This is a genomic window from Streptomyces sp. 7-21 (assembly GCF_016741785.1).
GTDB lineage: Bacteria > Actinomycetota > Actinomycetes > Streptomycetales > Streptomycetaceae > Streptomyces.
Map to the genome: position 1 here is coordinate 122,086 of NZ_JAERRL010000012.1, position 25,253 is coordinate 147,338.

Here is a 25,253-nt window from a genome sequence, read left to right on the forward strand (position 1 = left end):
GCTGCGAAGCCGCGACGACAGCCTCCGGTCAGCCGGGGCCCTCTGCCTTGAGGGCGAACCAGACGGTCTTGCCGACAGGGTGGAAGAAGACGCCCCAGTCGTCGGCGAGTGCCTGCACCAGAGCCAGACCGCGTCCGTGTTCGTCCGTCCCGGCGGCGCTGGCCACGACCGGGCTCCCGCCACCGGTGTCTCGCACCTCGACGCAGATGCACCTCTTGTCCCACACGACGGCTACCGCGAACTGCCCGTCCGGGGGAGTGCCGTGCGCCACGGCGTTGGTCGCAAGCTCCGAGACGCAGAGCGCGATGACGTCAGCGTGAGCGGATACGCCGGGGCATGCCGAGGCCAGCAGCCGCGCCACGAACGCGCGCACGTGCCCTGGAGATTGCGGATGGTGGGGAAACAAGCGACTGGCGAGGAGGGGGTGAGTTGAGCCGACGCACTGGTGTGAAGACGGGGCCATGCGAACTCCCTGCAACGACGGTGTCGTAGGAGAACGCTGTCATTGGGATACCAATCGTTGTGATGGTTACGGTGATGATTCAAACGATCGAGTGAAGAGTCTTGGCTAGAGCTTTCCGGCGCTGGCGGTATGCGTACGCTCGCATGCCGACGGGCTCGGATCTGGTGTGCAGATGTGCTGGGCCGGAGAAGGAGGCAAATGTGTCGGCTAAAACGGGTCCGGCTCAGCGGCTGCAACTCGCACGTGCGTTGGCCCGGCTGCGCGAACGTGCAGGGCTCACCCAGGCTGGTCTGGCTGAGCGCGCAGACGTGAGCAAACAGACGGTGACGAGGTACGAGACGTGGCGAGATAGGGCGGGCATCAACTGGAAGACGGTCCGGGACCTCGCGCGAGCTTGCGATGCCACGACGGAGGAGGTGGACGCCGTCGTACGGCTGGCTCGCTCTCCGCACCCGGATGGCTGGTGGGCGGGGCACACCGCGGTCCCCGCGTGGCTGGATCCTCTGATGAGTTTCGAGGACTGGGCAACGTACGAACACGTATTTGCCAACAGTCTGGTGCCCGGACTGTTGCAGACGCCCGCCTATGCCAAAGCGACGCAGCAGGCGGCAGAAGTCCGCTCCTCTGCGCAGGAGATCGAGCAGTGGGTGGAACAGCGCTTGCGCCGACAAGCCGTACTCCAGCGTGAACGTTCCTTTCACCTGTGGGCCGTCCTGGATGAAGCGGTGCTCCGCCGGATAGTCGGAGACGCCACCGTCATGGCAGAACAGCTGGAACACCTCATGGAGGCGTCAGAGAAACCGAACGTCGAGGTGCAGGTCATGCCGTTCAGCGCGGGGGCTACGGCGGCGGGTGCAGGACACTTTCTCGTTGTTGGGCGCGACGACCGACAGATGCGCGTCGTCTACGTCGAGTTGCGGCGCCGTGGCCTGTACCTCGACGACGAGGAGGACGTCTCGGCCTACGCCCTGGCGTTCGATTACTTGCGCTCCCAGGCGAGAGACGCCAAGACTTCCATCGAACTGCTGCACTCAATCCGACGGGAGTACCTGCGATGACGTCACCTCGCGGCACGGACCTTCTGGGGATGGCCTGGCGGAAGAGCAGCTACAGCGGCGCACAGAACGAGTGCGTCGAGACCGCGCGGCTCGGTAAGGCCGCTGCCGTGCGGGATTCGAAGCGGCCGGACGGGCCGGTGCTGGTGGTTCCGGCCGCCGCGTGGCAGGCGTGCCTGGACTTTCTCAAGCGGTAGCCCTTCGCGGCTGCTGCCGCTGATACCCGCCCGAGGCACGCGCCTTCGTGCCAGGAGCCGTACGCGATCCCCTCACCACGGAGAGTGAGCGTTTCGTGCTCACGGTCACTACCGGCCGTGCCGCGCCGCTCCCGCCTCCGGCTGGCGGGGGTGGCCGAGTAGTGGTGGGCTGGAGAGAAGGACCGGTGAGGAGGTGAGACGTGACGAACGTGGACGAGCGGCCCATCGTGGTGGGGGTGGACGGCTCGGAGGCGGGTCTCGAAGCGGCCGACTGGGCGGCGGACGAGGCGGTGCGGCACGGTCGGCGGCTGCGCCTGGTCTGCGCCATGACCTGGGACCCGTACGAGGCTGTCACGCCGCCGGTGACCGCCGGGAGCGGCGGCTCCGAGGAGGCGGCGCAGGAAATCCTCGCCGAGGCCAGCGAACGGGTCGCCGCACGGCAGCCCACCGTCGACGTGACCACCGAGGTCTCCCTGGGCGAGCCCGTCACCACGCTGACCGCCGAGGCGAGCGAGGCGTACCTGGTCGTCACCGGCTCGCGCGGGCGCGGCCCCCTGACGCGGATGCTGCTCGGCACGGTCAGCCTGGGCGTGGCGGCCCGGGCGTCCTGCCCCGTGGTCGTGGTGCGCGGCGAGCCGGAGAACAGGCAGGGCCGCTTCGGCCGGATCGTCGTCGGGGTGGACGCCGAGGAGCACGCGGCCACGGCCGTCGGCTTCGCCTTCCGCGAGGCCGAGGTCCGGGACGTGCCGCTGACCGCCGTGCACGCCTGGCGGGCCGGGCATACCGGTGCCGGAGACGGTGCGGGCCCGCCGGACGCGGCCGACGTGTTCGGCGGCGTGGTGGCCGACGCCGCGGCCGTGCACGCAGGGGTGCGGCTGCACCGGGAGACGATCGAGGGCTCCCCGCGCCAGGTGCTGCTGCGGCAGGCCGAGACAGCCGACCTGCTGATCGTGGGTGCGCACCACCGGCGCGGCGTGGTCGGGCTGCGGCTCGGCCTGCTCAGCCACGCGCTGCTGCACCACTCGCCGTGCCCGGTGGCCGTGGTGCCGCAGCCCTGACCGGCGCCGCCTGATCACCGAGGATCTCCGGCCGGGCGGCGCCGGCTGGAGGCCCGCCGCGTAAGGTCGGCCGCATGGAACGCGTGACGGTGGTGACGGGCGGCGGCCGGGGCATCGGCGCCGCCGTGGCGGTGCGGCTCGGCGAGGCGGGCCACCGGGTGGTCCTCGGCTACGAGCGCGACGAGGCGGCCGCGGCGGCCACCGCCGCGCGGGTCGCGGACGCGGGCGGCGAGGCGCTGGCCGTGCGCGCCGACGTCAGCGTCGCGGCCGACGTGGACCGGCTGTTCGACGCGGCGCGCGAGCGGTTCGGGCCCGTGACCGGACTCGTCAGCAACGCCGGGATCACCGGCGGCATCGGCCCGTTCGACGAGACCGACACCGCGGTGTTCCGCCGCGTCCTCGATGTCAACGTCTACGGCGCCATGCTGTGCGCGCGGCGTGCCGTGCGCGAGATGTCCACCCGGCGGGGCGGGGCGGGCGGCGCGATCGTCCACATCTCCTCGGCCGCCGCCACGCTCGGCAGCCCCGGGGAGTACGTGCACTACGCCGCGAGCAAGGCCGCCGTGGACACGCTGACCGTGGGCCTGGCGCAGGAGTTCGGCCCGCAGGGCATACGCGTCAACTCCGTGCAGCCCGGCGTGACGCTCACCGGCATCCACGCGGCGGGCGGCGAGCCGGACCGGCCCTGGCGCGTCGCCCCGGCCGTCCCGCTGGGCCGCCCCGGCGAGCCGGAGGAGATCGCGCACGCCGTGGCGTGGCTGCTGTCGGACGAGGCGTCGTACACCACCGGCGCCGTGCTGCGCGTCGCGGGAGGCCGCTGACGGCGGCGCCCACCAGCCTTCGTGCTACCGGGGTGCTACCGGGCGATGCGGAACCGCACGACCCGCAGCTCCGACGCCACGACCGCCGCCTCCTCCGGCGTCGGCTCGCGGTCCCTCGGCAGCCCCAGATACGGATCCTTGACCGCCTTCGGCCCCTTCCGGGCGATGAGTTCGCGCAGCAGCCCGGCCACGGCGTCGCGTTCCTCGACGACCTCGGCCGTCACCTCGACATCGCGCCCGCGCATCCGCAGCCGCGCCGTCGCACCGGGCCGCTTGAGATTCCCGGCCCAGCGGCTCTCGCGGCCCGTGAACGCCCACACCTCGCCCGGCGTCCAGTAGTAGAACATCACCGGAACGCTGTACTCACGCCCGGACGTGACGCCGGTGTACGTGACGAGCATCAGCCAGTGGCTGAACAGCCAGTGGAACGGGGACCGCAGCACGGGCCGCACGACCCGGTTCACTGCCCGGAACAGCGCAGGGCTCGCGGGCGGCAGCGGAAGAGAGGGCTTGGGGGCCATGGCGCTCGGAGTCCTTGTGGTCAGGAAGTTGCGGGCCGGAAGCCACCGTTGGTGCGTGGCTTCCCTGCTCTTCCACGGTACGCCTCCGGCGGCCGGGCCGCCGAGCCCGCTCCGCGGCGCGCGCCGCCGGTGCCCTACGCGCGGCGCGGCTCGGCGAGGCGGCGCATCCAGTGCCGGAACCGGTTGCCGCCGAACGGGACATACAGCCGCACCGGAACGCCGCGTGACGTGAGGTCCTCGACCGCCTCCGGCCGCATCCCGTACACCTGCTCCACGGTCACCGGCCCCAGCGCCTCCAGCAGCGCCTCGCGCACCACCCCGTGGTGCGTGGCCAGCGAGAACTCGGCCCCCGCGGCCCTGAGCCGGTGCGCCAGCCGCACGAACGCGACGTCCACCGGCTCCCCGAACGGCAGCGCCCGGTCCTCCGGCTCGGTGTAGGCGCCCTTGACCAGCCGGATCGCGACGCCCGCCTCGGTCAGCCGCGCCAGATCGTCCGGCGTGCGGCGGAGGTTGGCCTGCGCCGTGGCGCCGAGGCGGTCGGCGAGCCCTTCGCCCGCGACCTTCGTCACGCACGACACGGTGGCCTCCGCGCGCGCCTCGTTCTCCGCGCCTACCTGGAGCCGCCGCCCGGCGGGCAGCGCCCGCGCGATCTCGGCCAGCCGCGCGGCGCAGGCGCCCGGGTCGGTGTCCAGCCCGAGGCGGGTAAGGTCGACCGACAGCCACACGCCCTCCGGCAGGTCGTGCAGCTGGGCCGCCAGGCGCAGGTAGATCTCGGTGACCCGGCGCGCCGCCGACGGCTCGCGCCCCGTCCCGCCGACGTACCCGACGTAGCCGACGCTGCTGGCGACGCCCCGCCCGGCCAGCTTCCGGCACACCCGCAGGGCGTCCTCGGCCGTGCGCCCGGCGACGTAGCGGGACGCCGAACGCCACGCCGGGCCGTCGCCGAACGGGGCGGCGCGGCCGCTCCGTTCCCAGCCGCGGCCGGTCGCGCGCCGGAAGAGCACGGGACGGTCGACGCTCACCCGGCCACCACCTGCCGTGCATGGCCGCCAGGCACGGTCACGGACGCGGACCCGCTCCGCCCGGGGCTGCCGGGAACCGGCCCGCCCGGTCGCGCCGGGCCCCGCACCGTACCCCGCGGGCGCGCCCCGCCGCGACGCTCCGGGCGGTCACCGCCGTTCCCGTTGCGGGATGCATTCCTGCGCCACGCAGCGCTGTTGCGGCCCGTGGCGCGGCAGGGCTCAGTCACCGCTGGACGGCTCCCCCCGGCCTCGCTGTCGCGGGAAGCCCTCCGGCAGGCCACGGAACTGTGGCCGACGCGCGTGCTCATGACCGAGGTCCTTCGCGGCCGATTCGATGAGAGACAGGGACGCCTCCGGCGAAAGTGCGGCGGCGCGCAGGAAATCGTAGGACTTGGCGTAGGCGCGCACGAGCGCGGGGTCATCGATCAGCTGCCCGTGGTGCGCGCCCTCGGTGTAGACCGTCGGCGGGGCGTCCGCGAACGTCATCAGCTTGGTCATGCCGCCCGCGATCAGCGGGTGCGGGCCGCTGCTCAGCGGCAGCACCTGGATCACGGCTCGTGACTGGCGCGCCATCCGGGCCAGGTGGGCGAACTGCTCGCGCATCACGGCTGGTTCGGCCATGCGCTGCCGCAGCAGCAGCTCGGAGACGATGACCCAGAACTCCGGCTTCGCCGCGTCGTCCGCCAGCAGCTGCGCCCGCTCGCCGCGGGCCGTGACCAGGGTTTCGACGTGGTCCGGGGCGGCGAAGGGATTGGCCGCGCGGATGACGGCCCGCGCGTAGCCGGCGGTCTGGAGCAGCCCCGGCACCAGGGAGGGTGCCCACTCGGTGATCGTGACGGCCCGTTTCTCCTGCTCGGCGGCGTCGGCGAAGTAACCGGCCAACCCTGTGCGGCGGCACGAACGGGCATCCTCGCAGCGCCGTTCGAAGAACCCGTCGGTGCGCAGCACGCGGTCGGCGTGGCGCGCGAGGTCCAGCGGGATGCGGCGCTGACCCCTCTCGATCTGGCTGAGGAAGGAGACGGAGTAGAAACTGCCGTTGGCGAGCTGCTGGAGCGTCAGTCCGGCGGCTTCGCGCTTGAGGCGCAACTCGGCGCCGTAGAAGGCTGGGACGCTGGCGGGGGCATCGGGATCGTTGCGGGATGGCACGGCGGTTCGCCCTCCGTTCCGCTGGTCAGCTGCGAAAGCGAATCGCCTCCACGCTACGCCGCATCGCTCCACTGTGTAGTGTTTTCGTCACAGTTCGCACGGAAGGGTGACGCGGCGAGGGGCCGGGCGCCGCGGTGCCCGGCCCCTTGGTGCAGCGGGCGTCAGCTGGTGAACTCGACGTCGCTGCAGAAGTAGTAGGACTGGTCGGCGTGGCTGGCCTGCCAGACCGTGAACAGGATGTGGTGGCCGCTGCGGCCGGGGGCGTTGACCTCGATCGGGGTCGTCGGGCTGGTCGGGATGTTGGTCTCCTCGCCCACCAGTTCAAGGTCGCCCCAGGTCAGCACGTCCGTGGTGGGGTCGAAGCCCTGGGTGGTGGCGTAGACGCGGATGTAGTCCGCGCCGTGGTGCGAGTTGTCGAGCAGGTTCATCGTGAAGCTGCTGGGGACCGGGGTGGTCTTCCACGGGCCCGGCTTGTCCAGGGCGGCGTACCGGCCGTTCTCGGTCAGGCCCGCGCTGCACAGCGTGCCGTCGGGCACGGCCGCCTGGTGGTCGCCGCCGACGCCGTTGCGGAGCTGGCCGTTCCAGTTCCACATGGCGTTGGGGTCGGCCTGCCACGCCTGGTAGCACATGGGGTCCTCGGTCTCCATGGCCGGGTCCTGCCAGTTGCTGGCCCAGCGCGTGTAGCAGTCGTACGCGCGCGACGGCGGGTCGCTGATGGCGCCGTGAGCGGAGGCGTTGCCGGTGCCGGTGGTGGCCACGAGGACGAGGGCGAAGCCGAAGGCCGCCAGGACGCGCCAGAGCGAGGTTGCGCGAAGGGCGCGGAGGGAGAGCATCATCTACCGCCTCATCTGAGGTTGAGCGACGACATGACGACGATGACGCCACCGGTACTCGCGTACGCACGCCAGACCGGTGGGAGCGCTCCCGCATGGGACGGTAGCGCAACCACCGTGACCTGGGGAGGCCCCGTGCACCGGGTGGGCAGACTAGACGGTATGGGTGATGGCATGATCACGGCTGACGTGTCGGGAGCGTGGAAACTGGGCGACCTTGTCGTCAACCGGCTGGGCTTCGGCGCCATGCGGCTGACCGCCCGCGCCGACGGCTCACCGACCGACCGCGATCAGGCGATCGGCCTGGTGCGGCGGGCCGTGCACGAGCTGGGCGTGAACCACATCGACACGGCGGCCTTCTACTTCTCCTCGCTCCGCTCCGCCAACGAGCTGATCAACCGCGCGCTCTACCCGTATCCCGAGGACGTCGTCATCGTGACGAAGGTCTGGCCCGCCCGCGACCCTACGGGGAAGTGGTGGTGGGCCCGGCCGGAGCAGCTGCGCGGCCAGGTCGAGGAAAACCTGCGGCAGCTGGGCCGCGACCACCTCGACGTGGTGAACCTGCGCGTGCCGCCGAGCATGGCCAACGGGCCGGTCGGCGACCACTTCTCCGTCCTCGCCGAGCTGCGCGAGGCCGGGCTCATCCGGCACCTCGGGCTCTCCAACGTCATCCCCGCCCAGCTCGCCGAGGCCCGCGAGATCGCACCGGTGGTGTGCGTGCAGAACCCGTTCGGGCTGGGCGCACCGGAGGAGGAGCGGGAGTTCCTGCGCGCCTGCGGCGAAGAGGGCATCGCGTACGTGCCGTTCGGCTCGATATCCGGCCACACCCCGGGGGCGGCCGTGGCCGTGGACCAGGAGGCGCTGGAGGAGATCGCACGGTCGCGCGGGGTGAGCACCGCGCGCGTGCGCCTGGCCTGGACGCTGCACCAGGGGCCGCACGTGCTGGCCATTCCGGGCACCGGCGATCCGGCGCACCTGGAGGACAACGTCGCGGCGGGCGCGCTGCGCCTGGACGTCGACGAACTGGCCCGGCTGGAGCCGCTGCCGGAGCCGGGGGAGGACGACCCGTATGAGGTCCCGCTGCTGGGGGGATTCGGCGAGCGGAACGAGGAGGCTGGTGCGGCCTGAGCGGCCTGCCGGGGCCCGGCCAGCACGCGGACGCCGCCGGCCAGGCCCGGCCCGGCTGCGGCGTCCCCCGCGTGCCGCCGGTCACTCCAGGAGGTTGCAGACCGGCACCCAGCCGTGCACGCCGGTGGTGGCGTTCGTGCTCTCGAGGTAGTAGTCGGTGAAGCTGCCGTCCGCGCAGGTGTACCGCGGACCCGGCCATGCGTTGTGGCCGGTGAGGATGCCCTGGCCCGGAGAGGTACTGGGGTGGTCTCGCGTGCGGGCACGCCGTGGCACTCCCCGCCCGGTGCCACGACGCGCCGGGGTGTGACGCTAGGCGCGAGGCGTTGCACTTCCGTTGCAGCCGCGAATCGTGCCGCCGTTCTCAAGGACGGCCCGGCGGACGCGCTCGGTCGAGAGGCCGAAGTGGCGGGAGAGCGTTGCCAGGCTGGCCCCGGCCGCGTAGCGGCGGGCGATCTCCGGGCCGTGCTCGGCGAGTTCCTCGGCCAGCTCCGGCCACGGCGAGCGGGTGGGGACACCCGCGTCCATCAGCCGCCGGACGACGGTCGTGCGGGATACCCCGTACGCCCGCGCGATCGTGCGCAGGGAGTCACCGGCGCGGTAGCGGCTCGCGACGGTCTCGGGCAGCAGCAGCGGCCGGGCAGCGGCGTCGCGGTCGCCGCCGCTCATCGCCCGCCTCGCAGCGCGGCGCTCGTCGCGCTCTCCTCGTTCTTTTTCCTGACCTTCTCACTCAGGTCAGCGGTGCTGCCCGGTGGGCCGCCGCTGCCGTCACCCGGCGGCTTTTGTGCGGGAGTTTCTGCCTGTGCGCCGGAAGAAGTCGCCACGGAAATCAGTTCGGTAGGTGCCATCAGGGGGCCTTCCAGCCGTTCAGCCGTGTCTACTGGAACGGGCACCAGAGCAGCAGAAAACCGGAGCCGTTGCGAGCTTGAACTATGGAGTGTTCAAGCCTCGTCATGGACTCGTTGACGGCTTACTCAGGAAACTGGGAGGTCAGCCAGGTGGAAGAGCAGGAGCCACGCCAGCGCATGAATGACCTCGAACACTTCGGTGTTGAGGTCAGAGAGGCCCGCACAGCCCGCGGCCTGACGCAGCGGCAGCTGGGTGCGGGGGCGGGTGGTTACTCGGAGAGCTATGTCAGCAAGGTCGAATCGGGGATCATTCTGTGCAGCGAGACCTTCGCCCGAGGGTGCGACCTGGTGTTCGGAATGAACGGCATCTTCGAGCGCCTCCGGGAACGCATCATGAAGCGCGACCACCCGTCGTTCTTCGCCCCGTACGCGCGGATGGAACGGGAAGCCGCCGCCGTTCACGGCTACGGTGTGATCCTGGTCATGGGGCTCCTCCAGACCGCTGCGTACGCCGAAGCGATCTTCCGTACCCAGAACCCGGAATGGAGCGACGAGCACGTCGAGGCACAGGTGTCCGCACGCCGTCGGCGCCGGGAAATCCTTGCTTTCAAGAAGCCGCCGAAGGTCTGGGCGGTGCTGCACGAGAGCTGTCTGAAAACCTGCGTGGGCAGCGAGGCGATCATGGCCGATCAGCTCGCGAGCGTGCTGGCGGACGCCCGGTCTCCTTACATCACCATCCAGGTGTTGCCCTTCACCACCACTCCGGTCGTAGCCGACAGCTTCACGCTGCTGACATTCCCAGACAGGTCGGTCGTGGCCTACGCGGATACGCCTCTGTCCGGACAGGTAACTGATGGCGCGCACGAGGTAGAACAACTCGACGCCATTTATGATCGGTTGAGGGCAGAGGCGCTGTCTCCCCACGAGTCCCAGGCTGTGATCGGCACCTATCTGAAGGGGTACACCCGATGAGCACCGACCTCGACTTCTCCGGCGCCGTGTGGGAGAGGTCCAGCTACAGCAATGGCAGTGGCGGCGAGTGCGTGGAGTTCGCGCGCAATGTGCCGGGTGTTGTTCCGGTGCGTGATTCGAAGGATGTTGCGCGTGTGATCGCTGTGGCGCCTGCGGCGTGGCGGGCGTTCGTTGCGCAGCTGAAGGGCTGAAACCGGTACGCGCCACCCGCGTCCGTCGGCACCGCTAACGATGGTCGGTCGCCGCGGGCGCGGCGGCGTACTTTCGTCACCGGCCGCGCGACCGTTGGCCGCTGCCCCGCTGGCCAGGCCGTTCCTAGCGTGACGGCATGACCGCGACTCACCCAGCGGGCCGGGCTTCCCGCGTCCGCCCCGCACTCGGTGCCACGGGCGTGCGCCGCCGGGAACGGGCGCTCGCGCCCGACCTGGCACGCGGCCTGATGCTGCTGCTCATCGCCGTGTCCAACACCGCCTACCACCTGTGGGCCGCCGAGCGTGGCCCCTCGGGCTGGCACCCCGTCGACGGCTCCACGGCCGACAGCGTGGCCCAGTTCATCATGATCACCACGCTCGACCTGCGGGTGTTCCCCCTCTTCGCGTTCCTGTTCGGCTACGGCATGACGCAGCTGTACCTGCGCCAGACCGCCTCCGGCACGTCCGAGCGTGACGCCGTCCGGCTGCTGCGGCGCCGCAGCCTGTGGCTGATCGTCATCGGCCTGGCCCACTCGGCGCTGCTGATGGCGGGCGACATCGTGGCGTTCTACGGCGTGGTGTCCCTGGTGATCGGCTGGCTCGTGCTGCGGCGCGGCGAGCGGGCGCTGCGCTGGTGGATCATCGCCGCGACCGCGCAGCTGGTGCTGCTGTCGGCGCGGCCCGTCGTCGTGGCGCTGCTCAGCGGCGACGATCCGCTGTCGCTGGGCGACGCCAGTGCCGAGCCGGGCTACGTGGCGTACGGGGCGCACGAGGAGAGCTGGCTGGAGGCGGCGGGCACCCGCGTGCTCACCGGCGCGTTCGTCACCTTCCTCGCCGCGCCGATGGCGCTCGTCGGCGGCGGGTACGTCGTGTTCCTGCTCGGCTTCTGGGCCGCCCGCCGCCGGATCCTGGAGGAGCCCGGCCGCCACCTGAGGCTGCTGCGCGTCACCGCCGTCGCCGGGATCCTGGTGGGGTGGCTCGGCGGCCTGCCCGCTGCCCTCGCGCACGTCGGCCTGTGGGAGGTGCCGGACAACGCGCAGAGCGAGTCCGGGGTGCTGACCGGCCTGCGGGAGTTCACCGGGAACGCCGCCGGTCTCGGGTATGTCGCGGCGGTCGCGCTGTTCGCGCACTGGTGGAGCGGGCGCCGCGCCCGGCGCGGCTCCCGGCTGGTGACGGCCGTCGCGGCGGTGGGCGCCCGGTCCCTGTCCTGCTACCTGACCCACTCGCTGCTGTTCGCGCCGCTGCTGAGCGCCTGGGGCCTGGGGCTGGGGGAGCACCTCGGCAGCGCGTCGGTGGTCCTGGTCGCGCTCGCCGTCTGGGGCGTGACGGTGGCCGGTGCCTACGCCCTGCACCTCGCCGGGCGCCGGGGCCCGGCCGAGGCGCTGCTGCGCCGCCTGATGTACGGCCGACGGCCCTGACCGCCCTGACCGGCCCGCACGGGGGCGCGGGCCGGGGAGGGCAGGCGGCCGAGCGTGACCGGATGGCGGAGCGGCACGGCCAGGGTGTGGCCAGGGTGTGCCGGGCCCGGGGTGCTCGGCTGGCGTTCCGGCGGCGCGGCCAGCCGTGCCACCGCGTCGGGCACGGTGCGAGCTGCGTACCCGGGACGCCCTCCCTAGAATGGTCAATATGGTTGACGAGCCAGCGTCGGGCCAGGTTGTCTTCCCCGCCAAGGGCGGTGGACCGGACGGCGAGGACGACGCCGCGCGGCAACGGCCCGGGTACGAACTGCCGCTGCTGCTGTTCGCCGGGTTCCGCACGCTCATCGACGCCGCGCACGCCGAACTCGCCCAGCGCGGGCACCCGCACGTGCGCCCGGCGCACGGCTTCGCGCTCCAGGCGATCGGCACAGGCGCGGCGGCCAGCGACATCGCCCGCCGCCTGGGGATCTCCAAGCAGGCGGCGGGCAAGACCGTCGACCGGCTGGTCGCCCTCGGCTACGCCGAACGCACCACCGACCCCGCCGACGCCCGGCGCCGGACCGTGCGGCTGACGGAGCGGGGGCGCGACCTGCTGGCGACGTCGGCGGAGGTCTTCGCGCGGCTGCGAAGGGAGTGGGCCGCCGCTCTGGGGGAGGAGCGGGTGCGGGCGATGGAGGACGGGCTGCGCGCCGTCGCCGCGCCCGGCGCGTTCCGGCTGGACGCGGCCGGGTGGATCGGCGGCATGGGCTGACGCCCGCCGCCCGCCGGCCGGGAGCGGTCCTCGCCGCCATCGGACCCGGAGCCGGAGCGGTGCGGCCCGGCGGAAAACCGGATGAGGAGCCGCCAGCTGGGCCATTAGCCTCTGCCGGATGGCGGGCGAATCAGCTGGGACAGCCGGGACGTCCAAGGCCCGGACGAGCCAGAGGACGATCCAGAAGACCGGGAAGACGAGGCCGCGTGCCGGACGGCGGCGCGGCCTGGGCCCCGAGTTCGGCAAGCTGTGGGCCGCGACCACCGTGTCGAACGTCGGCGACGGCATCGCCGCCGCGGCGGCCCCGCTGCTGGTCGCCTCCCTCACCGACGACCCGCTCCTGGTGGGGCTCGCCGTCTTCGCCCAGCAGCTGCCCTGGCTGCTCTTCTCGCTCCTGAGCGGGGCCCTGGTCGACCGCCTCGACCGGCGGCGCCTCGTCGTCGCCGTCAACCTCGCCCGTGCCGCCGTCATCGCCAGCCTCGCCCTCGCCATCTGGCGGGACGTGGCCGTGCTCCCCGCGGTGTACGCCGCGGGCTTCCTCATCGGCACCTGCGAGACGCTCGGCGACACGGCCGCGGCCACGCTCGTCCCCGCGGTCGTCGCCCCGGCGGACCTGCCGCGGGCCAACGCGCGGATGACCAGCGTCTTCCACGTGGTCAACCGGCTCGCGGCGCCCCCGGTGGGCGCGGCGCTCTTCGTCGCAGCGGCGGCGCTGCCGTTCGGAGTGAACGCGGTGGCGTTCGTGGCGGCGGCCGGGTTCGTCGCCCTGATGCGGCCGCGTGCCGCCGCGCCGCGCCCGGCACGGCCGCAGCGGCGGCCGGCCCTGCGGTCGGACATCGCCGAGGGCGTGCGCTGGCTGTGGTGCCATCCCGCGATCCGGATGGTCGCCGTGAGCCTGTGCCTGATGAACGTCACGCTCATGGCCGCGATGTCCGTCCTCGTGCTGTACACGCGCGAACGGCTGGGCCTCGGCGAGCTGGGCTACGGCCTGTTCCTCGCCGCCAGCGCCCTCGGCGGCCTCGCCGGGGCCCTGTGCTCGCCCCGCTTGCAGGGCCGCTTCCGCCCGTCGGTGCTGCTGCGCACCGGCCTGGTCATCGAGACCCTCACGCACGTCGGGCTGGCCCTGCCGACCACAGTCTGGATCGCCGCGCCGGTGTTCGTGGTCTTCGGCGTGCACACCGGGGTGTGGGACAACGTGTCGCGGACGCTGCGGCAGCGGGCGGTCCCCGAGCCGCTGCGCGGGCGGGTGGAGAGCGTCTTCCTGATGTTCGGCATGGGCGGCTCCGCGCTGGGCGCCCTCATCGGCGGGCCGGTCGCCCGGGCGCTGGGCATCACCGGCCCGTTCTGGGGCTCTGCCGTGGTCATGGCGGTGCTGACCGCCGTTGCGTGGCGGGCGTTCGGCCGCCACGCCACCGCGGAGGCGGCGGGCGCCAGCGAGAGCCGGTGACGGTCACGTCGGGGCGCGGCTGGGGAGGAGCGACGCGGCGGCGCGGCAGCGCGGCCCGGGCAGGACGAGCAGGCCCGCCGTGATGAGCAGGAACCGCTCCAGGCCGGGCACGAAGGCGTGCACGGCCGTGATCCCGCTCGGCAGCCGCGCCGTGACGCGGTAGTACGGCGGCAGCCCGGCGGCCGTCAGCCGCCGGATGAGGATCCCCGCCTGCTCCGGCACCGGCAGCGGCGGCGGTTCCCGCTCCACGGGGAACGGCACGGCCTGCGCGCGCGTCAGGCAGGCCGTCAGGTCGAACCGTGAGCAGGCGTACAGCGCCGGGTAGCGCGCCAGCGGGCCGCGCGGCGGTGGCGGCGGCGGGCCGCCGGGCGGCGACAGCACGCTGATCCTGCCCTGCACCAGCTCGACCAGCGCCCGCCACGCCGCGTGATGCGGCGACAGCGAGGCGCCGGAACCGACGGCGGCCTCCTCCTCGGGCGGGGCCCCGGGCCCCGGCTCGTGCTCCGGCGGGGGCGCGGGCGCGTAGGCGAGGTAGACCGGCACGCCCACGTCCGTCGTCGCGTCGAGCAGGTGGACCGTGCCGCCGGTCAGGTCCTCGGCCGCCGCGAGCGCCCCGGCCAGATCGGCGGGCAGCGAGGCCGGGTCCACGACGCGCGGCCGGAACGCCGCGGCCCGCGGGCCCAGGAACGCGCGGGCCAGCAGCAGCGACAGGGCGTCGTGCTCGACCGCCTCGTTCAGCCCGTGCACCAGCGCCTCCTCGCACGTGAGGCCGACGGCCGAGCCGCTGGCGCAGCCGTACCGGGCCAGCTCGCGGTAGTCCCCGCCGTCGCGTGCGGCCGAGCGGCAGTCGGGCCGGTCGAGGTACCAGCTCGTCGTCAGCGCCACGGGCACCGGCAGCGGCGGGTGATCACCCGCGCCGGGGAGCGCGGCATAGGTGTGGCAGGCGACGCGCGGATGCGCGCCGAGCAGGGGCGCGCACGCCTCGCGCGCCAGCGGGCCGCTGACCAGCTCCGCGCCGGAGCGGAAGACGACCTGCCCGGGGTCGAAGAACACGGGACCGGTCAGGTAGTGCTCCATGGCCTCGAACAGCGCGCCGGTGCGGGCCTCCTGGCCGCGCCCCTTGCCGCAGCCGGTCCCCTGCGGCACCACGCGGCCGTCCCCGTCGCGCAGTTCGCACCGCCAGACGGTGAGGGGGCCGGGGGAGCCGAGCCGCCGCAGCAGCGGTGTCAGGCCCAGGTTGCGCAGGGCGACGCGTCCCAGCCGCTCGGCGTGCCGCGGCGGCGCCGTCCGCTCCGGCCAGGCGGCGGCCGGGGCGGGGCGGGCGGGGCCGGGGGAGTCCGTCATCGCGCAACCTCGGTTCCTGGTGTCGGCGGCGGCCGGGCGCGGGGGCGTGCCGCGCCCGGCCCGGTGGCGCGCTCAGCGCGCGGCACTCTCCCGTCGGTCATCGCTCTCGCCGATGCCCGACTCGTCCAGAAGCTGACGCTCCTGCTCCGTCAGCCGCTGGTCTGACTTGTCGAGCGTCTGCGAGTGATCCCAGCGCCCCCAGGCGGACACGACCATGCGCGTTCACCTCCCCTCCCTGCACCGTGTGTATCCGGCCACTGGAAACGCTCGCCGACCGCGGCAGCGGGCAAACGGCCTGTCAGCCGGGATACGCGCAAACCACCCGGAGGCGTGAGGGCGGGGCGAACGCCCGGCGCGAGACCGGCGCGTCCCCAGGCGTCGCACTGTTGCACCTCCCGCTCTCGCTCGTTCGGGTGAGGCGTGCGGGCGGAAGATGTCGGCCATGATCCGTTTTGCAGGGGATTCCTACGACTGCTGGGGTGAGGGGGTGTCAGACCTCCGGGCTAAGTTGGAGTCATGGCTGAGTTCCCGGCGGAGCCGCCCGTGCGAGGGCATCTCGTTCGCGTCCGCTACGACGGCGGCCCGCGCGACGGCCGCACCGTAGACCTTGTCATCACCGGCAAGGCGCTGCTGCCGCTGATGCTGACCGCCCGGGAGGCCGACCAGAGCCGCGGCGTGTACGAGCTGCGCTCCTCCGAGGGGAAGGGCACGCGGTACACCTGGGTGGACGACCTCCCGGTGCGGCCGTGACCAGCCGCGCCGCCGTCAGCGCCCGGCGCTCCGCAGAAAGGCCGCGAGCCCGGCCAGATCGTCGGTGTTGAGGTGGTCGGCGCCCGCGGCGAGCAGCTCGCGCCACACGGCGTCCCGCTCCCGCCCCGGCGCGTCGGGCGTCGCCCAGAAGCGGACGCGCTGCCCGCGGGCGTGCGCCGTCGCCACCAGGCGCCGCAGCTGATCACGCTCGGCCGCGGGCATCGGCCCGCTGCCCAGCCAGGTGAAGCTCTCCGTCCAGTTGCCGCTGATCAGCGGCATGAACGAGGCAGGGGCCGTCTGCCCGGCCAGGTCGTCCAGGCGGCCGTCGTAGAAGGCGTACCGCACCCGCTCGGCCTCCATCGGGGCCCGCGCCGCCCGGTCGCCGGAGATCACGGCGGTGACCGGGCCCGTGCGCACCCGGTCGCCCGCGGCCGAGCTGAACAGGCTCCGGTACTGCCGCAGCACGCGGGAGAGCGCCAGGTAGGTCGCCTCGCCGGTGTTCTTGATGTCGATGAGGAGCTGGAGCGACAGGCGGTGGCCGCGGTAGACCTGGCCGCCGTTGGCGCGGACGCGGGCGAGCAGCGGATCGAGGTAGAGCGCCTGGAGGGTGCGGCCCGGGCGTATGTCCCAGGAGTCGTGGGCGACCATCAGCTCGCCGTCCACCAGCCAGACATCGGCCTCGACGCTGGTGAAGCCGTAGGAGAGCGCGTCCAGCAGGGGGCGCTCGTGCTCGTAGTCATTGTGGGCGTGCGCGCGGGGCAGCGGGGCCGGGCTGCCGTCGTGGCCGCCGCGCCCGAAGGCGACGGCCGGTGCCGCGAGAGCGGTGAGAGCGGTCGTGGAAGCGAGGGAAACGAAGGCGCGGGCGGCGTCCCGGCGGCTGAGCGTGGCCACGGTTCCTCCTGGGGATGCTGCAAGGGGGCCGCAGTGAAGTATCCCGGGCGGAACCCCGGAGGAGGAGTCAACTGGTGAGCATCCGGCAAGAGTTCTCCGGCCGGCCATCGGAGGTTCGCCAGCCCGCGCGCCTGTGGTACGCGGCCTACGGGTCGAACATGCACCCCGAGCGGCTCGCCCGGTACCTGCGCGGCGGCACCCCGCCCGGCGGCAGGCGCGCGCACCCGGGCTGCCGCGACCCGCGGCCGCCCGAGCGTGCCGTGCCGGTGATGCTGCGCGGCCTGGTGTACTTCGCCACCGAGTCGGACGTGTGGGGCGGCGGGCGCGCCTTCTACGACCCGGACGCCCCGGACGAGGAGGCCCCGGCGCACGCCTACCTGGTGTCGCGGGGCCAGTTCTCCGACATCGCGGCGCAGGAGATGGGGCGGCTGCCCGGCGACGACCTGGACCTGTCGGGCGTGCTGCGGTCCGGGCGCGCCCGCTTCGGGCCCGGCCGGTACGAGACGCTGGTCCGCGCCGGGACGCTCGACGGGCTGCCGGTGCTGACGTTCACCGCGCCGCGCCCGTTCCGCTCCCGCGCGCTCCCGCCGAACGCGCCGTCCGCCGCCTACCTGCGGCACCTGGGCGCCGGGCTGATGGCCTCCCACGGCTGGGACGCCGCGCGCGCCGCCGCCTACCTGGCGTCCCGGCCGGGCGCCCGCGAGGTGTGGACGCCGGAGGCGATCGCCGAGCTCCTCTGACCGGCCGCCCGGACGGCCGCTACAGCACGGCGCGGAGCTGGTCGGCGGTCAGCACGTAGCCGGTGTCGGAGTCGGTGACGGAGCGGGCGAAGACCATGCCGTAGACCCGGCCGTCCGTGGTCAGCAGCGGGCCGCCGGAGTTGCCCGGCCGGACCAGCGAGCGCACCGCGTAGATGTCGCGGGTGACGACCGTGTTGCCGTAGATGTCCTGTCCGCTGGCCTCCGTCCGGCTGGCGACGGTCGCCGCCCGCACGTCCAGGCTGCCGCCCTCCGGATAGCCCGCGACCACGGCCGGGTCGCCCCGCACCGCGTCCTCGTCGTCGGGCGTGAGGCTCAGCGCGGGCGCCTCCAGGCCCGGCACGGCAAGCACTGCCACGTCGATCGCCGGGTCGAACAGCACGACCTCCGCCTCGTAGTGGCGTCCGACGCCGCCCAGCTGGACGGTGATGCCGGACGCCTCCTCCACGACGTGCGCGTTGGTCATCACCCGCTCGGCGGCGAAGACGAAGCCGCTGCCCTCCTGCCCGGAGAAGCCGGAGGTGGCGCGCACCTTCACCGTGCTGTTCTGGGCCGCCGCGACCGCCGCCTGGGTCACGCTGTCGCCCGAGGGCTCGGGCACGTCGGCGGTCGGATCGTTCTCGAAGGGGTTCACGACCTGCGGGAAGCCCGCGTCGGTCAGGGCCTCGGTGGCGCGGCTGAACCACGTCGGCGCGTGGTCCGGCATCCGTTCGTGCACGCTGCGCAGCACGCGCGAGTCCTGGATCGCCTCGTTCAGCCCCGGGGAGGGCGTCGGCACCAGCGAGCTGGCCGCGATCCACGACACCAGCAGCACGGCCACGGCGTTGAGCGCCGCGCCGCCGACGCCGTCCAGCCAGCGCGCCGGGGCCCACGTGATCGCCTCCCGCAGCCGCTCCGCCAGCGGCCACGCCAGCGCCTGCCCCAGCGCGGCGGGCAGCAGCACGACGAGCAGCGCCACGACCGTCGCGCCCATGGTGTCCGGCTGGAACGGCTCCACCGCGTACGGCAGCAGCCACACGCCCACGACGGCGCCGCCGACGAACCCGGCCAGCGAGACCAGACCGGCGACGAGACCGCGCTGGTACCCCGTGACGGCGAAGGAGACCACCGCCAGCACCAGAGCGAGATCGAGCAGATTCCAGCCCACCGCCGCAGGCCCCCTTCGTCCTGTTCGCCGTTTATCGAACGCCTGGCGTGCCCGCGTGAGTTCCGTGCGGCGGCGTGCCCCGCTGGGGCCTGCGGCGCCGGTGCCGGGGAGCGTGCCCGTCAGCGTCAGTCCCCGATCATCCCCGCCCTGGGTGAGGAGCGCCATCGGCCCGCGCGCGCCGCCGTCCGGCGCGCCCGGCCGCCCGGTGACGCGGCGTGCCGCCCTGTGTGCCGTGCGGGTGCCGCCGGTTTGCTGTCGCGGCATTCGCCGATGGCGCTGATACTGAACCGGAAGGCCGATGCGCGAGGCCCGTTTCGCGCCCGGCGACACCGGGCAAGGGGCCCCGCCGCACCGGGGCACAACGGCACAACCGCGAGGGCCGCCCACCGGCAGGGGCCCTCCGGCGGAAGTACGGAGCGCAGCCATCCGGCTGCCTCGACTCCCTGGGAGTGCTGCCTATGACTGCTGCCACGACCGGCACCACAGCGAAGAGACGGCGGGGGCGGCATCCGCACGATGACGCGCCCGACACCCGCAGGCAGTTCGAGCGGATCGCCCGGCTGCCCGACTGCCCGGAGCGGCAGCGGCTGTGCCAGGAGGTGATCCACGCCTGGATGCCGATGGCGGGCCGCCTGGCCAGGACGTTCCGCGACCGCGGCGAGGCGCTGGAGGACCTGGAGCAGGTCGCCGCGCTCGGGCTGGTCAAGGCCGTGCACCGGTACGACCCGTCGCGCGGCTGCGCGTTCGAGAGCTTCGCCGTGCCCACGATCGTCGGCGAGGTCAAGCGCCACTTCCGCGACCACCTGTGGGGGGTGCACGTGCCGCGCCGCACCCAGGAGCTGCGCAACCGGGTGCGGGCCGCCCGCCACCAGCTGGACTGCCGCCTGGACGACCGGGGGCCGAGCGTGGCGGAGCTGGCGGAGTACAGCGGGCTGTCGCAGGAGGAGGTCCACACCGGCCTGGAGGCGCTGGAGAGTTACAGTCTGCTGTCGCTCGACGCCGAGCTGCCGGGGCCGGGCGAGGGCTACTCGCTCCTCGACACGCTCGGCCTGCCCGACCCCGGGTACGACCAGGTGGTCTACCGCGAGGCCGTCAAGCCGCGGCTGCGGGAGCTTCCCGAACGCGAACAGCGAATCCTGTATCTGCGGTTCTTCGAGGAGATGACGCAGAGCAAGATCGCCGAGCAGCTGGGCATCTCGCAGATGCACGTCTCGCGGCTGCTGCACCGCATCTGCTCCCGCCTCCAGGAGGAGATCGAGAACGGGGAGACCCCGCCCGGCGGCCCGGACGAGCCGGACGGCCCGGACGACCGGGGTGACCCGGCCTAACCGGGGGGCACCGCAGCCCGGCTCAGTCCTGCGGCGCGAGGGCGCGCAGGCTGCGCTCGCCGTCCGGGTCCCCGCCCGTGACCGGCACCAGCGCCACCTCGTCCAGGCCCGCCGCCTCGTACTCGGCCAGCCGCGCCCGCACCGCTGCCACGTCGCCGACGAGGCCGACGACGCCCGCCGCCTCGCGCGGCAGCGCCGCCACCAGTTCCTCCCGCGAGGCGCCCGCGGCCGCCCGTGCCACGGCCTCGCCGAAGCCCGCCTCCTCGAAGACCTCCGCGTACCCCCGCACCGTCAGGTACCCGGCGACGCTGCCCAGCAGGTGCCGGTAGGAGTCGGCCACGGGATCGACCGCCACCGGCAGCCACGCCGCCAGCCGGGGCCGGGAGCCGCGTCCCTCCGCCGCCACCGCCTCGTCCAGCTTGCGGCGCAGCCGCGCGGCCTGCGCGGGCGACACCAGGTCGAGCACCATGCGGTCCGCATACGCCGCCGCCGCGGCGATGGCGCGGTCGCCGAACGCCGCCACGGTCAGCGTGCCGCCGCCCGGCGGCAGCCGCCGCGTGAAGCCGCCGCCCCACCCGGCGCCGTCGAGGTACTCCCGGACCTGCCGGGCCCGCTCCCGCAGCGTGGCGGCGGGTTTCGTCCGGGCCAGGCCGTGCACCTCCTCGACGACCCGCACGCTGGACGCGCCCAGCGCCACGCCCGCTGGCCGTCCCGTCAGTGCGGCCACGCCGGCGGCGCCCCGCGCCAGGGACGCGGCGTCCCGCACGTGCACGGACACCGGCCCGGCGGTCAGCGTCACCCGCCGGGTGCGCTGTCCCACGGCCGCGGCGAGCGCGAACGCGTCCCACGTCGGGCCTTCGCCGAGCCACACCTCGCCGTACCCCAGCCGGTCGGCCAGCTCAGCCACCCGCACCGCCTCCAGCGGCGGCCTGTCGTCTTCCCTCGCCGCAGCGACCACACTGATCTCCATGGCTCCACCGTAGGCGGGTTATTCGGTTGTCCGCCGGCGGGGGCGGGGCGAAGATCGACGCGTGATCGATACGGGACTGGCCGGCCGGATCGTGCTCATCACGGGGGCCAACGGCGGCATCGGCGCGGCCATCGCGCGGGCGTTCGCCGACCAGGGCGCGCGCGTCGCGGTGCACTACTACGAGGGCGACGGCGCCGACCCCGGGCCGCCGCCCGGGGTGCGCTGGGAGCACACCGCGCCCGGCCGCCAGGAAGCCGAGCGCCTCGCCGCCCGGCTCGCGGACGGCGACAGCGGCCGGGCCATGGCCTTCCCCGCCGACCTGGCCGCCGCGGACGCGCCGCAGGCGCTGTTCGACGCCGTCGAGGCCCGCATGGGCCCGGTGTCCGTGTTGGTCAACAACGCGGCCCACTGCGAGAGCCCCGACACCATCGACGCCCTGACCGCCGACGGCCTGGGCCGCCACTACCGCGTCAACGCCATCGCCCCGGCCCTGCTCACCGCCGAGCTGGCGCGCCGCGTGCCCGCCGAGGCGGCGCCCAGCGGCTCGTACAGCGTCGTCAACATCTCCACCGACGCCGCCCGCGCCTTCTCCGGGCAGATCGGCTACGGCACCTCCAAGGCCGCGCTGGAGGCGTTCACCCGCGCCGCCGCGCTCGACCTCGCCGCCGCGGGCATCCGCGTCAACGCCGTCGCGCCGGGCCCGGTGCAGACCGGCTGGATGGACGAGGACGTCTACGAGTACGCCCGCACGCTCGTGCCGATGGGCCGCGTCGGGGAGCCCGCCGACGTCGCCGACGCCGTCGTCTTCCTGGCCTCCCGCCAGGCGCGCTGGATCACCGGCCAGGTGGTGCAGGTCGCCGGCGGGCACGCGCTGTAGCGCCCCGGCCGGTGCCTGGGCGGGGAGGGACGCTGCCAGCGCGGCAAAGGGACAAATAGGTCACAATGCCGCTATGGGCGACATACGTGCCCGGCGTGCCCGGTGTGCCTGGCGTTCCCGGCGCGCCCGCGGCGGGCTGGCCGGGCTCACCGGGCTGGCCGGGCTGGCCGGGCTGGCCGGGCTCACCGCGACCGGGGCGCACGCCGGGCGGGCCGACGACGTGCGGGACGCGCTGGCGAGCCCCGAACTGTCCTACTTCCTGCTGGCCATGGGCGTGCTGGCGCTCCTCTACGAGCTGGCCAGCCCCGGGCTGGGCGTGGCCGGCGCCCTCGGCGCCGTGCTGGTGGTCCTCGGTCTCGTCGCGCTGAGCGGCCTGGAGTTCCGCTCCGCCGGGCTGCCGCTGCTGCTGCTCGCCGCCGTGCTGCTCGCCGCGGAGCTGTTCACGCCGGTCACCGGCGCGTTCGCGGCGGCCGGGACGGTGGCGCTGCTGGCCGCCGGGGCGGTGCTGTTCGACGAGGAGGGCATCGGCGCCCTGGTGCTGTGGCCGGTGGCGCTGGTGGCGGGGGCGGGCGCCCTGCTGGCCGGGCGCCTGGCCTGGCGCGCCCGCGAAACCCCGCTGGCCACGGGCACGGAGACCTTCGTGGGCCGCGAGGCGGTGGTGCGGCACGCCGAGTCCGGCACGGGACAGGTGCTGCTGGAGGGCGCCTGGTGGACGGTGCGCGGCCGCGACGGGCCGGTCGCCGAGGGGGAGCGGGTCCGGGTCGTGGGCACCGAAGGGCTCGACCTGGTCGTCGAAAGCGCCGACCCCGAGGAGGAATCCCCATGAACGCCCTGCTCATCGCCGTCATCGTCGTCGCGGCCGTACTGCTCATCCTGGCGATGGCGGCCGTAAAGATCGTCCCCGAGTACGAGCGGGGAGTGGTCTTCCGCCTCGGGCGCATCATCGGCGCCAAGGGCCCCGGGCTGTTCCTGATCATCCCGATCGTGGACCGGATGATCCGCATCTCGCTGCGGACCGTCACGATGGACATCCCGCCGCAGGACATCATCACCAAGGACAACGTCACCGTCCGCGTGAACGCCGTGACGTACTTCAACGTCGTCGACCCTAACCGGTCGGTGCTGGCGATCGAGGACCACATCACCGGCACCTCGCAGATCGCGCAGACCACGCTCCGCAGCATCCTCGGCCAGGTCGACCTGGACGAACTGCTCATCAACCGGGACGAGATCAACCGGCGGCTGCAACAGATCATCGACGACGTGACCGACCCGTGGGGCGTGAAGGTCACCCTGGTGGAAGTGAAGGACGTCGAGCTGCCGCAGGCCATGCGCCGCGCCATGGCCCGGCAGGCCGAGGCCGAACGCGACCGCCGCGCCAAGGTCATCCACGCCAAGGGCGAGTTCGAGGCGGCGCAGACCCTCGCCGACGCCGCCCAGCGGCTGGAGGAGCACCCCGCCGCGATGCAGCTGCGGATCCTGTCCACCATGGCGGAGGTCTCCAACGAGCGGAACTCCACGCTGATCTTCCCGCTGCCCATGGAGCTGCTCCGCCTCGTGGACACCCTCCGCCCCGGCGGCCCGGCCGGAACCGAGGCCCCGGCCGGGACGGCGCGCCCGGCCGCCCCCTCACACGTCGCGGCGGCGCAGCAGCCCGGCGGCGGCGAGCAGAGCGAGCAGCGTATAGCCGGTGACCAGCAGGAGTGACGGCCACGGGCCGAGGCTGCCGACCGCCTCCGCCGAGGCGTCCGAGGACTGCGCCAGCTTCTCTAGCGCGGCCGTCGGCGAGACGCCCGCCACCCACCGCTCCGCGCCGCCGAACAGCGGCCCCAGCATCGACGGCAGAAGCAGCAGCGCCAGCACGGCCGTGACGGCGCCCGCCGCGTGGCGGAGCAGCGTGCCCAGCGCCAGGCCCAGCAGCCCCGCCACGGAGAACGCCGCCGCCACTCCCAGCAGCGCGGGCAGCGGCTCCCCCCGGGCGTAGTCCCCGCCCAGCATCGCCTCACCCACCCAGAACGCCCCCGCGCACGCGGGCAGCGCCAGCCCGTACAGCACCGCGGCCACCAGCACCGCCTTGGCCGCCAGCACCGTGCCGCGCGCGGGCACCGCCGTGAACGTCGTGCGCACCGTGCCGCTGCCGTACTCGCCGCAGACGGCCAGCGCCCCCGCCACCGCCGCCAGCATCATCGCCGGGACCGCGAAGGTCAGGCTGCCGCCCAGCACCGTGTCGTCCGGCTGAAGGCTTCCGGTGGCCGCCACGAACACCGCGCCCGGCACCGGCAGCGCCGCCGCGGCCGCCGTCGTCCCCACCGTGGCGCGCACACTGCGGAACTTGATCCACTCGAACGCCAGCGTCCGCCGGAACACCACCGGGTTCACCGCGCCGCACCCCCTGCCCGGCCGTCGGCCTGACCGCCCGCACGGTCCCCGGTCATCGCCGTGTAGACCTCCTCCAGCGTCGAGCGGCGCGGCGTCAGCTCGTGCACCGCCAGCCCGGCGCCGTGCGCCAGCTCGCCGATCCGTGCCGCATCCAGGCCCGACACCAGCCAGCCGCCGCCCGCGTGCGGCCGCACCGTGCCGCCCGCGTCGCGCAGCACCTCCCGCAGCCGCTCCGCCTCCGGGCCGCGCACCAGCGTGATGCCCGCGCCCGCGTGCGCGGCCAGGAACTCCCGCACCGGCGCGTCGGCCAGCAGCCGGCCGCCGCTGATCACGATGAGGTGATCGGCCGTCAGCTCCATCTCGCTCATCAGGTGGCTGGAGAGGAACACCGTGCGGCCCTCGGCCGCCAGCTTCCGCAGCAGGTCCCGGATCCAACGGATGCCGTCGGTGTCCAGCCCGTTGACCGGCTCGTCGAGGATCAGCACCTCCGGGTCGCCGAGCAGGGCGGCGGCGATGCCCAGGCGCTGCCCCATGCCGAGGGAGAAGCCCTTCACGCGCCGCCTGCCCGCCGCCTCGTCCAGCCCGACGGCACGCAGCACCTCGGGCACCCGGGAGGCGGGCAGCCCGTTGCTGGCCGCCAGGCCCGCCAGGTGGTGGCGGGCGGAGCGGCCCGGGTGCACGCCCCGGGCGTCGAGCAGCGAGCCGACGACGCGCAGCGGTTCCCGCAGGCGGGCGTACGGCCTGCCGCCGACCAGGGCGGTGCCCCGGTCCGGGGTGTCCAGGCCCAGGATCGCCCGCAGGGTCGTGGACTTGCCCGCGCCGTTCGGCCCGAGGAAGCCGGTCACCCGGCCGGGCCGCACCGAGAACGACAGGCCGTCCACGGCGGCCCGTCCTCCGTAGCGCTTGGTGAGGTCGTGTACGTCGATCACGCGGCCGACGCT

The 25,253-nt window shown here is 74.0% G+C and carries 30 protein-coding genes; 16 read left to right on the top strand and 14 right to left on the bottom strand.

Annotated features, from left to right (window positions below):
- Window positions 1-28 precede the first annotated feature (28 nt).
- Complete coding sequence (locus tag JK356_RS16490) at window positions 29-463, bottom strand: ATP-binding protein (RefSeq protein WP_201868851.1); 435 nt, start codon at window positions 461-463, stop codon at window positions 29-31.
- A gap of 200 nt (window positions 464-663) precedes the next feature.
- Here JK356_RS16490 and JK356_RS16495 point away from each other — a divergent pair, with 200 nt between their 5' ends.
- From JK356_RS16495 to JK356_RS16510, 4 genes are all read left to right on the top strand, one after another.
- Entirely contained in the window at window positions 664-1,521 is an 858-nt protein-coding gene (locus JK356_RS16495; RefSeq protein ID WP_307815660.1) for a helix-turn-helix transcriptional regulator, read from the top strand.
- Window positions 1,518-1,715, top strand: a complete 198-nt coding sequence (locus tag JK356_RS16500; protein ID WP_201868854.1) for a DUF397 domain-containing protein — start codon at window positions 1,518-1,520, stop codon at window positions 1,713-1,715. Before JK356_RS16495 ends, JK356_RS16500 begins: the two co-directional genes overlap by 4 nt.
- A 200-nt stretch (window positions 1,716-1,915) precedes the next feature.
- Window positions 1,916-2,773: a universal stress protein gene (locus tag JK356_RS22235; RefSeq protein ID WP_307815662.1), complete on the top strand. Its 858-nt coding sequence runs from the start codon at window positions 1,916-1,918 to the stop codon at window positions 2,771-2,773.
- Between the two features lie 74 nt (window positions 2,774-2,847).
- Window positions 2,848-3,594: a glucose 1-dehydrogenase gene (locus JK356_RS16510; RefSeq protein WP_201868856.1), complete on the top strand. Its 747-nt coding sequence runs from the start codon at window positions 2,848-2,850 to the stop codon at window positions 3,592-3,594.
- A 35-nt stretch (window positions 3,595-3,629) separates the two neighbouring features.
- Here JK356_RS16510 and JK356_RS16515 read toward each other — a convergent pair whose 3' ends face one another.
- The 4 genes from JK356_RS16515 to JK356_RS16530 form a co-directional block, all read right to left on the bottom strand.
- The gene (locus JK356_RS16515) at window positions 3,630-4,115 is read right to left on the bottom strand and encodes a hypothetical protein (protein ID WP_201868858.1); all 486 of its coding nucleotides are present in this window, start codon (window positions 4,113-4,115) and stop codon (window positions 3,630-3,632) included.
- Between the two features lie 134 nt (window positions 4,116-4,249).
- Entirely contained in the window at window positions 4,250-5,137 is an 888-nt protein-coding gene (locus JK356_RS16520; RefSeq protein WP_201868860.1) for a proline dehydrogenase family protein, read from the bottom strand.
- Window positions 5,138-5,356: 219 nt separating this feature from the next.
- Window positions 5,357-6,283, bottom strand: coding sequence for a helix-turn-helix transcriptional regulator (locus JK356_RS16525; protein WP_201868862.1), 927 nt, complete (start codon window positions 6,281-6,283; stop codon window positions 5,357-5,359).
- A 161-nt stretch (window positions 6,284-6,444) separates the two neighbouring features.
- Complete coding sequence (locus tag JK356_RS16530) at window positions 6,445-7,119, bottom strand: lytic polysaccharide monooxygenase (protein WP_201868864.1); 675 nt, start codon at window positions 7,117-7,119, stop codon at window positions 6,445-6,447.
- Window positions 7,120-7,278: 159 nt separating this feature from the next.
- On the opposite strand from JK356_RS16530, the gene JK356_RS16535 reads away from it, so the two are divergent.
- On the top strand, window positions 7,279-8,244 hold the full coding sequence (locus tag JK356_RS16535; RefSeq protein ID WP_201868867.1) for an aldo/keto reductase: 966 nt from the start codon (window positions 7,279-7,281) through the stop codon (window positions 8,242-8,244).
- A gap of 81 nt (window positions 8,245-8,325) precedes the next feature.
- Here JK356_RS16535 and JK356_RS16540 read toward each other — a convergent pair whose 3' ends face one another.
- Both JK356_RS16540 and JK356_RS16545 read right to left on the bottom strand, forming a co-directional pair.
- Window positions 8,326-8,517: a hypothetical protein gene (locus JK356_RS16540; protein WP_201868869.1), complete on the bottom strand. Its 192-nt coding sequence runs from the start codon at window positions 8,515-8,517 to the stop codon at window positions 8,326-8,328.
- A 36-nt stretch (window positions 8,518-8,553) separates the two neighbouring features.
- Complete coding sequence (locus tag JK356_RS16545) at window positions 8,554-8,910, bottom strand: hypothetical protein (RefSeq protein WP_201868870.1); 357 nt, start codon at window positions 8,908-8,910, stop codon at window positions 8,554-8,556.
- Between the two features lie 284 nt (window positions 8,911-9,194).
- Between JK356_RS16545 and JK356_RS16550 the strand changes: the two genes are divergently transcribed.
- From JK356_RS16550 to JK356_RS16570, 5 genes are all read left to right on the top strand, one after another.
- Window positions 9,195-10,061 carry a helix-turn-helix transcriptional regulator gene (locus tag JK356_RS16550; protein ID WP_201868871.1) on the top strand — a complete coding sequence of 289 codons (867 nt, stop codon included), beginning with the start codon at window positions 9,195-9,197 and terminating at the stop codon, window positions 10,059-10,061.
- Window positions 10,058-10,252 (top strand): DUF397 domain-containing protein, encoded by a 195-nt coding sequence (locus tag JK356_RS16555; protein ID WP_201868872.1) that lies wholly within the window; start codon window positions 10,058-10,060, stop codon window positions 10,250-10,252. The genes JK356_RS16550 and JK356_RS16555 overlap by 4 nt, the downstream gene beginning before the upstream one ends.
- A 137-nt stretch (window positions 10,253-10,389) precedes the next feature.
- The gene (locus JK356_RS16560; protein WP_201868873.1) at window positions 10,390-11,670 is read left to right on the top strand and encodes a DUF418 domain-containing protein; all 1,281 of its coding nucleotides are present in this window, start codon (window positions 10,390-10,392) and stop codon (window positions 11,668-11,670) included.
- A gap of 208 nt (window positions 11,671-11,878) precedes the next feature.
- A complete protein-coding gene (locus JK356_RS16565) occupies window positions 11,879-12,421 on the top strand; it encodes a MarR family winged helix-turn-helix transcriptional regulator (protein ID WP_374100663.1) in 543 nt (180 codons plus the stop codon).
- Between the two features lie 118 nt (window positions 12,422-12,539).
- Entirely contained in the window at window positions 12,540-13,868 is a 1,329-nt protein-coding gene (locus JK356_RS16570; RefSeq protein WP_201868875.1) for an MFS transporter, read from the top strand.
- 3 nt (window positions 13,869-13,871) lie between these two features.
- On the opposite strand, the gene JK356_RS16575 is transcribed toward JK356_RS16570, so the two are convergent.
- Together JK356_RS16575 and JK356_RS16580 are read right to left on the bottom strand one after the other, a co-directional pair.
- Window positions 13,872-15,212: a YcaO-like family protein gene (locus JK356_RS16575; protein WP_201868877.1), complete on the bottom strand. Its 1,341-nt coding sequence runs from the start codon at window positions 15,210-15,212 to the stop codon at window positions 13,872-13,874.
- A gap of 72 nt (window positions 15,213-15,284) precedes the next feature.
- Complete coding sequence (locus tag JK356_RS16580; protein WP_201868879.1) at window positions 15,285-15,428, bottom strand: hypothetical protein; 144 nt, start codon at window positions 15,426-15,428, stop codon at window positions 15,285-15,287.
- A gap of 300 nt (window positions 15,429-15,728) precedes the next feature.
- Here JK356_RS16580 and JK356_RS16585 point away from each other — a divergent pair, with 300 nt between their 5' ends.
- Window positions 15,729-15,962: a hypothetical protein gene (locus JK356_RS16585; RefSeq protein ID WP_201868881.1), complete on the top strand. Its 234-nt coding sequence runs from the start codon at window positions 15,729-15,731 to the stop codon at window positions 15,960-15,962.
- 15 nt (window positions 15,963-15,977) lie between these two features.
- On the opposite strand, the gene JK356_RS16590 is transcribed toward JK356_RS16585, so the two are convergent.
- Window positions 15,978-16,853 carry a phosphatidylinositol-specific phospholipase C/glycerophosphodiester phosphodiesterase family protein gene (locus JK356_RS16590; RefSeq protein ID WP_307815665.1) on the bottom strand — a complete coding sequence of 292 codons (876 nt, stop codon included), beginning with the start codon at window positions 16,851-16,853 and terminating at the stop codon, window positions 15,978-15,980.
- A 158-nt stretch (window positions 16,854-17,011) separates the two neighbouring features.
- Between JK356_RS16590 and JK356_RS16595 the strand changes: the two genes are divergently transcribed.
- The gene (locus JK356_RS16595) at window positions 17,012-17,593 is read left to right on the top strand and encodes a histone deacetylase (protein ID WP_236671447.1); all 582 of its coding nucleotides are present in this window, start codon (window positions 17,012-17,014) and stop codon (window positions 17,591-17,593) included.
- Window positions 17,594-17,612: 19 nt separating this feature from the next.
- On the opposite strand, the gene JK356_RS16600 is transcribed toward JK356_RS16595, so the two are convergent.
- Window positions 17,613-18,758 (bottom strand): MarP family serine protease, encoded by a 1,146-nt coding sequence (locus tag JK356_RS16600; protein ID WP_307815666.1) that lies wholly within the window; start codon window positions 18,756-18,758, stop codon window positions 17,613-17,615.
- Window positions 18,759-19,216: 458 nt separating this feature from the next.
- Between JK356_RS16600 and JK356_RS16605 the strand changes: the two genes are divergently transcribed.
- On the top strand, window positions 19,217-20,086 hold the full coding sequence (locus JK356_RS16605; protein WP_201868885.1) for a SigB/SigF/SigG family RNA polymerase sigma factor: 870 nt from the start codon (window positions 19,217-19,219) through the stop codon (window positions 20,084-20,086).
- 22 nt (window positions 20,087-20,108) lie between these two features.
- Here JK356_RS16605 and JK356_RS16610 read toward each other — a convergent pair whose 3' ends face one another.
- Window positions 20,109-21,056: an LLM class F420-dependent oxidoreductase gene (locus JK356_RS16610; RefSeq protein WP_201868888.1), complete on the bottom strand. Its 948-nt coding sequence runs from the start codon at window positions 21,054-21,056 to the stop codon at window positions 20,109-20,111.
- Between the two features lie 61 nt (window positions 21,057-21,117).
- Between JK356_RS16610 and JK356_RS16615 the strand changes: the two genes are divergently transcribed.
- From JK356_RS16615 to JK356_RS16625, 3 genes are all read left to right on the top strand, one after another.
- Window positions 21,118-21,933 (top strand): SDR family NAD(P)-dependent oxidoreductase, encoded by an 816-nt coding sequence (locus tag JK356_RS16615; RefSeq protein WP_201868890.1) that lies wholly within the window; start codon window positions 21,118-21,120, stop codon window positions 21,931-21,933.
- Window positions 21,934-22,006: 73 nt separating this feature from the next.
- On the top strand, window positions 22,007-22,759 hold the full coding sequence (locus tag JK356_RS16620) for an NfeD family protein (protein ID WP_201868892.1): 753 nt from the start codon (window positions 22,007-22,009) through the stop codon (window positions 22,757-22,759).
- Window positions 22,756-23,640 (top strand): slipin family protein, encoded by an 885-nt coding sequence (locus JK356_RS16625; RefSeq protein ID WP_201868894.1) that lies wholly within the window; start codon window positions 22,756-22,758, stop codon window positions 23,638-23,640. The genes JK356_RS16620 and JK356_RS16625 overlap by 4 nt, the downstream gene beginning before the upstream one ends.
- On the opposite strand, the gene JK356_RS16630 is transcribed toward JK356_RS16625, so the two are convergent.
- A complete protein-coding gene (locus tag JK356_RS16630) occupies window positions 23,563-24,312 on the bottom strand; it encodes an ABC transporter permease subunit (protein ID WP_201868901.1) in 750 nt (249 codons plus the stop codon). The two genes, JK356_RS16625 and JK356_RS16630, sit on opposite strands and share 78 nt — an antisense overlap.
- Window positions 24,309-25,241: an ATP-binding cassette domain-containing protein gene (locus JK356_RS16635; RefSeq protein WP_201868903.1), complete on the bottom strand. Its 933-nt coding sequence runs from the start codon at window positions 25,239-25,241 to the stop codon at window positions 24,309-24,311. Before JK356_RS16635 ends, JK356_RS16630 begins: the two co-directional genes overlap by 4 nt.
- Window positions 25,242-25,253: the final 12 nt, after the last annotated feature.

What these genes read in the sequence shown, in the direction of transcription:
- JK356_RS16580 (WP_201868879.1), bottom strand. Translation starts at nt 15,428, where the DNA reads ATGGTCGTGTCCGCCTGGGGGCGCTGGGATCACTCGCAGACGCTCGAC.
- JK356_RS16515 (WP_201868858.1), bottom strand. Translation starts at nt 4,115, where the DNA reads ATGGCCCCCAAGCCCTCTCTTCCGCTGCCGCCCGCGAGCCCTGCGCTG.
- JK356_RS16490 (WP_201868851.1), bottom strand. Translation starts at nt 463, where the DNA reads ATGGCCCCGTCTTCACACCAGTGCGTCGGCTCAACTCACCCCCTCCTC.
- JK356_RS16535 (WP_201868867.1), top strand. Translation starts at nt 7,279, where the DNA reads ATGGGTGATGGCATGATCACGGCTGACGTGTCGGGAGCGTGGAAACTG.
- JK356_RS16610 (WP_201868888.1), bottom strand. Translation starts at nt 21,056, where the DNA reads ATGGAGATCAGTGTGGTCGCTGCGGCGAGGGAAGACGACAGGCCGCCG.
- JK356_RS16565 (WP_374100663.1), top strand. Translation starts at nt 11,879, where the DNA reads ATGGTTGACGAGCCAGCGTCGGGCCAGGTTGTCTTCCCCGCCAAGGGC.
- JK356_RS16605 (WP_201868885.1), top strand. Translation starts at nt 19,217, where the DNA reads ATGACTGCTGCCACGACCGGCACCACAGCGAAGAGACGGCGGGGGCGG.
- JK356_RS16575 (WP_201868877.1), bottom strand. Translation starts at nt 15,212, where the DNA reads ATGACGGACTCCCCCGGCCCCGCCCGCCCCGCCCCGGCCGCCGCCTGG.
- JK356_RS16595 (WP_236671447.1), top strand. Translation starts at nt 17,012, where the DNA reads ATGCACCCCGAGCGGCTCGCCCGGTACCTGCGCGGCGGCACCCCGCCC.
- JK356_RS16550 (WP_201868871.1), top strand. Translation starts at nt 9,195, where the DNA reads ATGGACTCGTTGACGGCTTACTCAGGAAACTGGGAGGTCAGCCAGGTG.
- JK356_RS16555 (WP_201868872.1), top strand. Translation starts at nt 10,058, where the DNA reads ATGAGCACCGACCTCGACTTCTCCGGCGCCGTGTGGGAGAGGTCCAGC.
- JK356_RS16585 (WP_201868881.1), top strand. Translation starts at nt 15,729, where the DNA reads ATGGCTGAGTTCCCGGCGGAGCCGCCCGTGCGAGGGCATCTCGTTCGC.
- JK356_RS16625 (WP_201868894.1), top strand. Translation starts at nt 22,756, where the DNA reads ATGAACGCCCTGCTCATCGCCGTCATCGTCGTCGCGGCCGTACTGCTC.
- JK356_RS16620 (WP_201868892.1), top strand. Translation starts at nt 22,007, where the DNA reads ATGGGCGACATACGTGCCCGGCGTGCCCGGTGTGCCTGGCGTTCCCGG.
- JK356_RS16560 (WP_201868873.1), top strand. Translation starts at nt 10,390, where the DNA reads ATGACCGCGACTCACCCAGCGGGCCGGGCTTCCCGCGTCCGCCCCGCA.
- JK356_RS16545 (WP_201868870.1), bottom strand. Translation starts at nt 8,910, where the DNA reads ATGAGCGGCGGCGACCGCGACGCCGCTGCCCGGCCGCTGCTGCTGCCC.
- JK356_RS16500 (WP_201868854.1), top strand. Translation starts at nt 1,518, where the DNA reads ATGACGTCACCTCGCGGCACGGACCTTCTGGGGATGGCCTGGCGGAAG.
- JK356_RS16510 (WP_201868856.1), top strand. Translation starts at nt 2,848, where the DNA reads ATGGAACGCGTGACGGTGGTGACGGGCGGCGGCCGGGGCATCGGCGCC.
- JK356_RS16570 (WP_201868875.1), top strand. Translation starts at nt 12,540, where the DNA reads ATGGCGGGCGAATCAGCTGGGACAGCCGGGACGTCCAAGGCCCGGACG.
- JK356_RS16530 (WP_201868864.1), bottom strand. Translation starts at nt 7,119, where the DNA reads ATGATGCTCTCCCTCCGCGCCCTTCGCGCAACCTCGCTCTGGCGCGTC.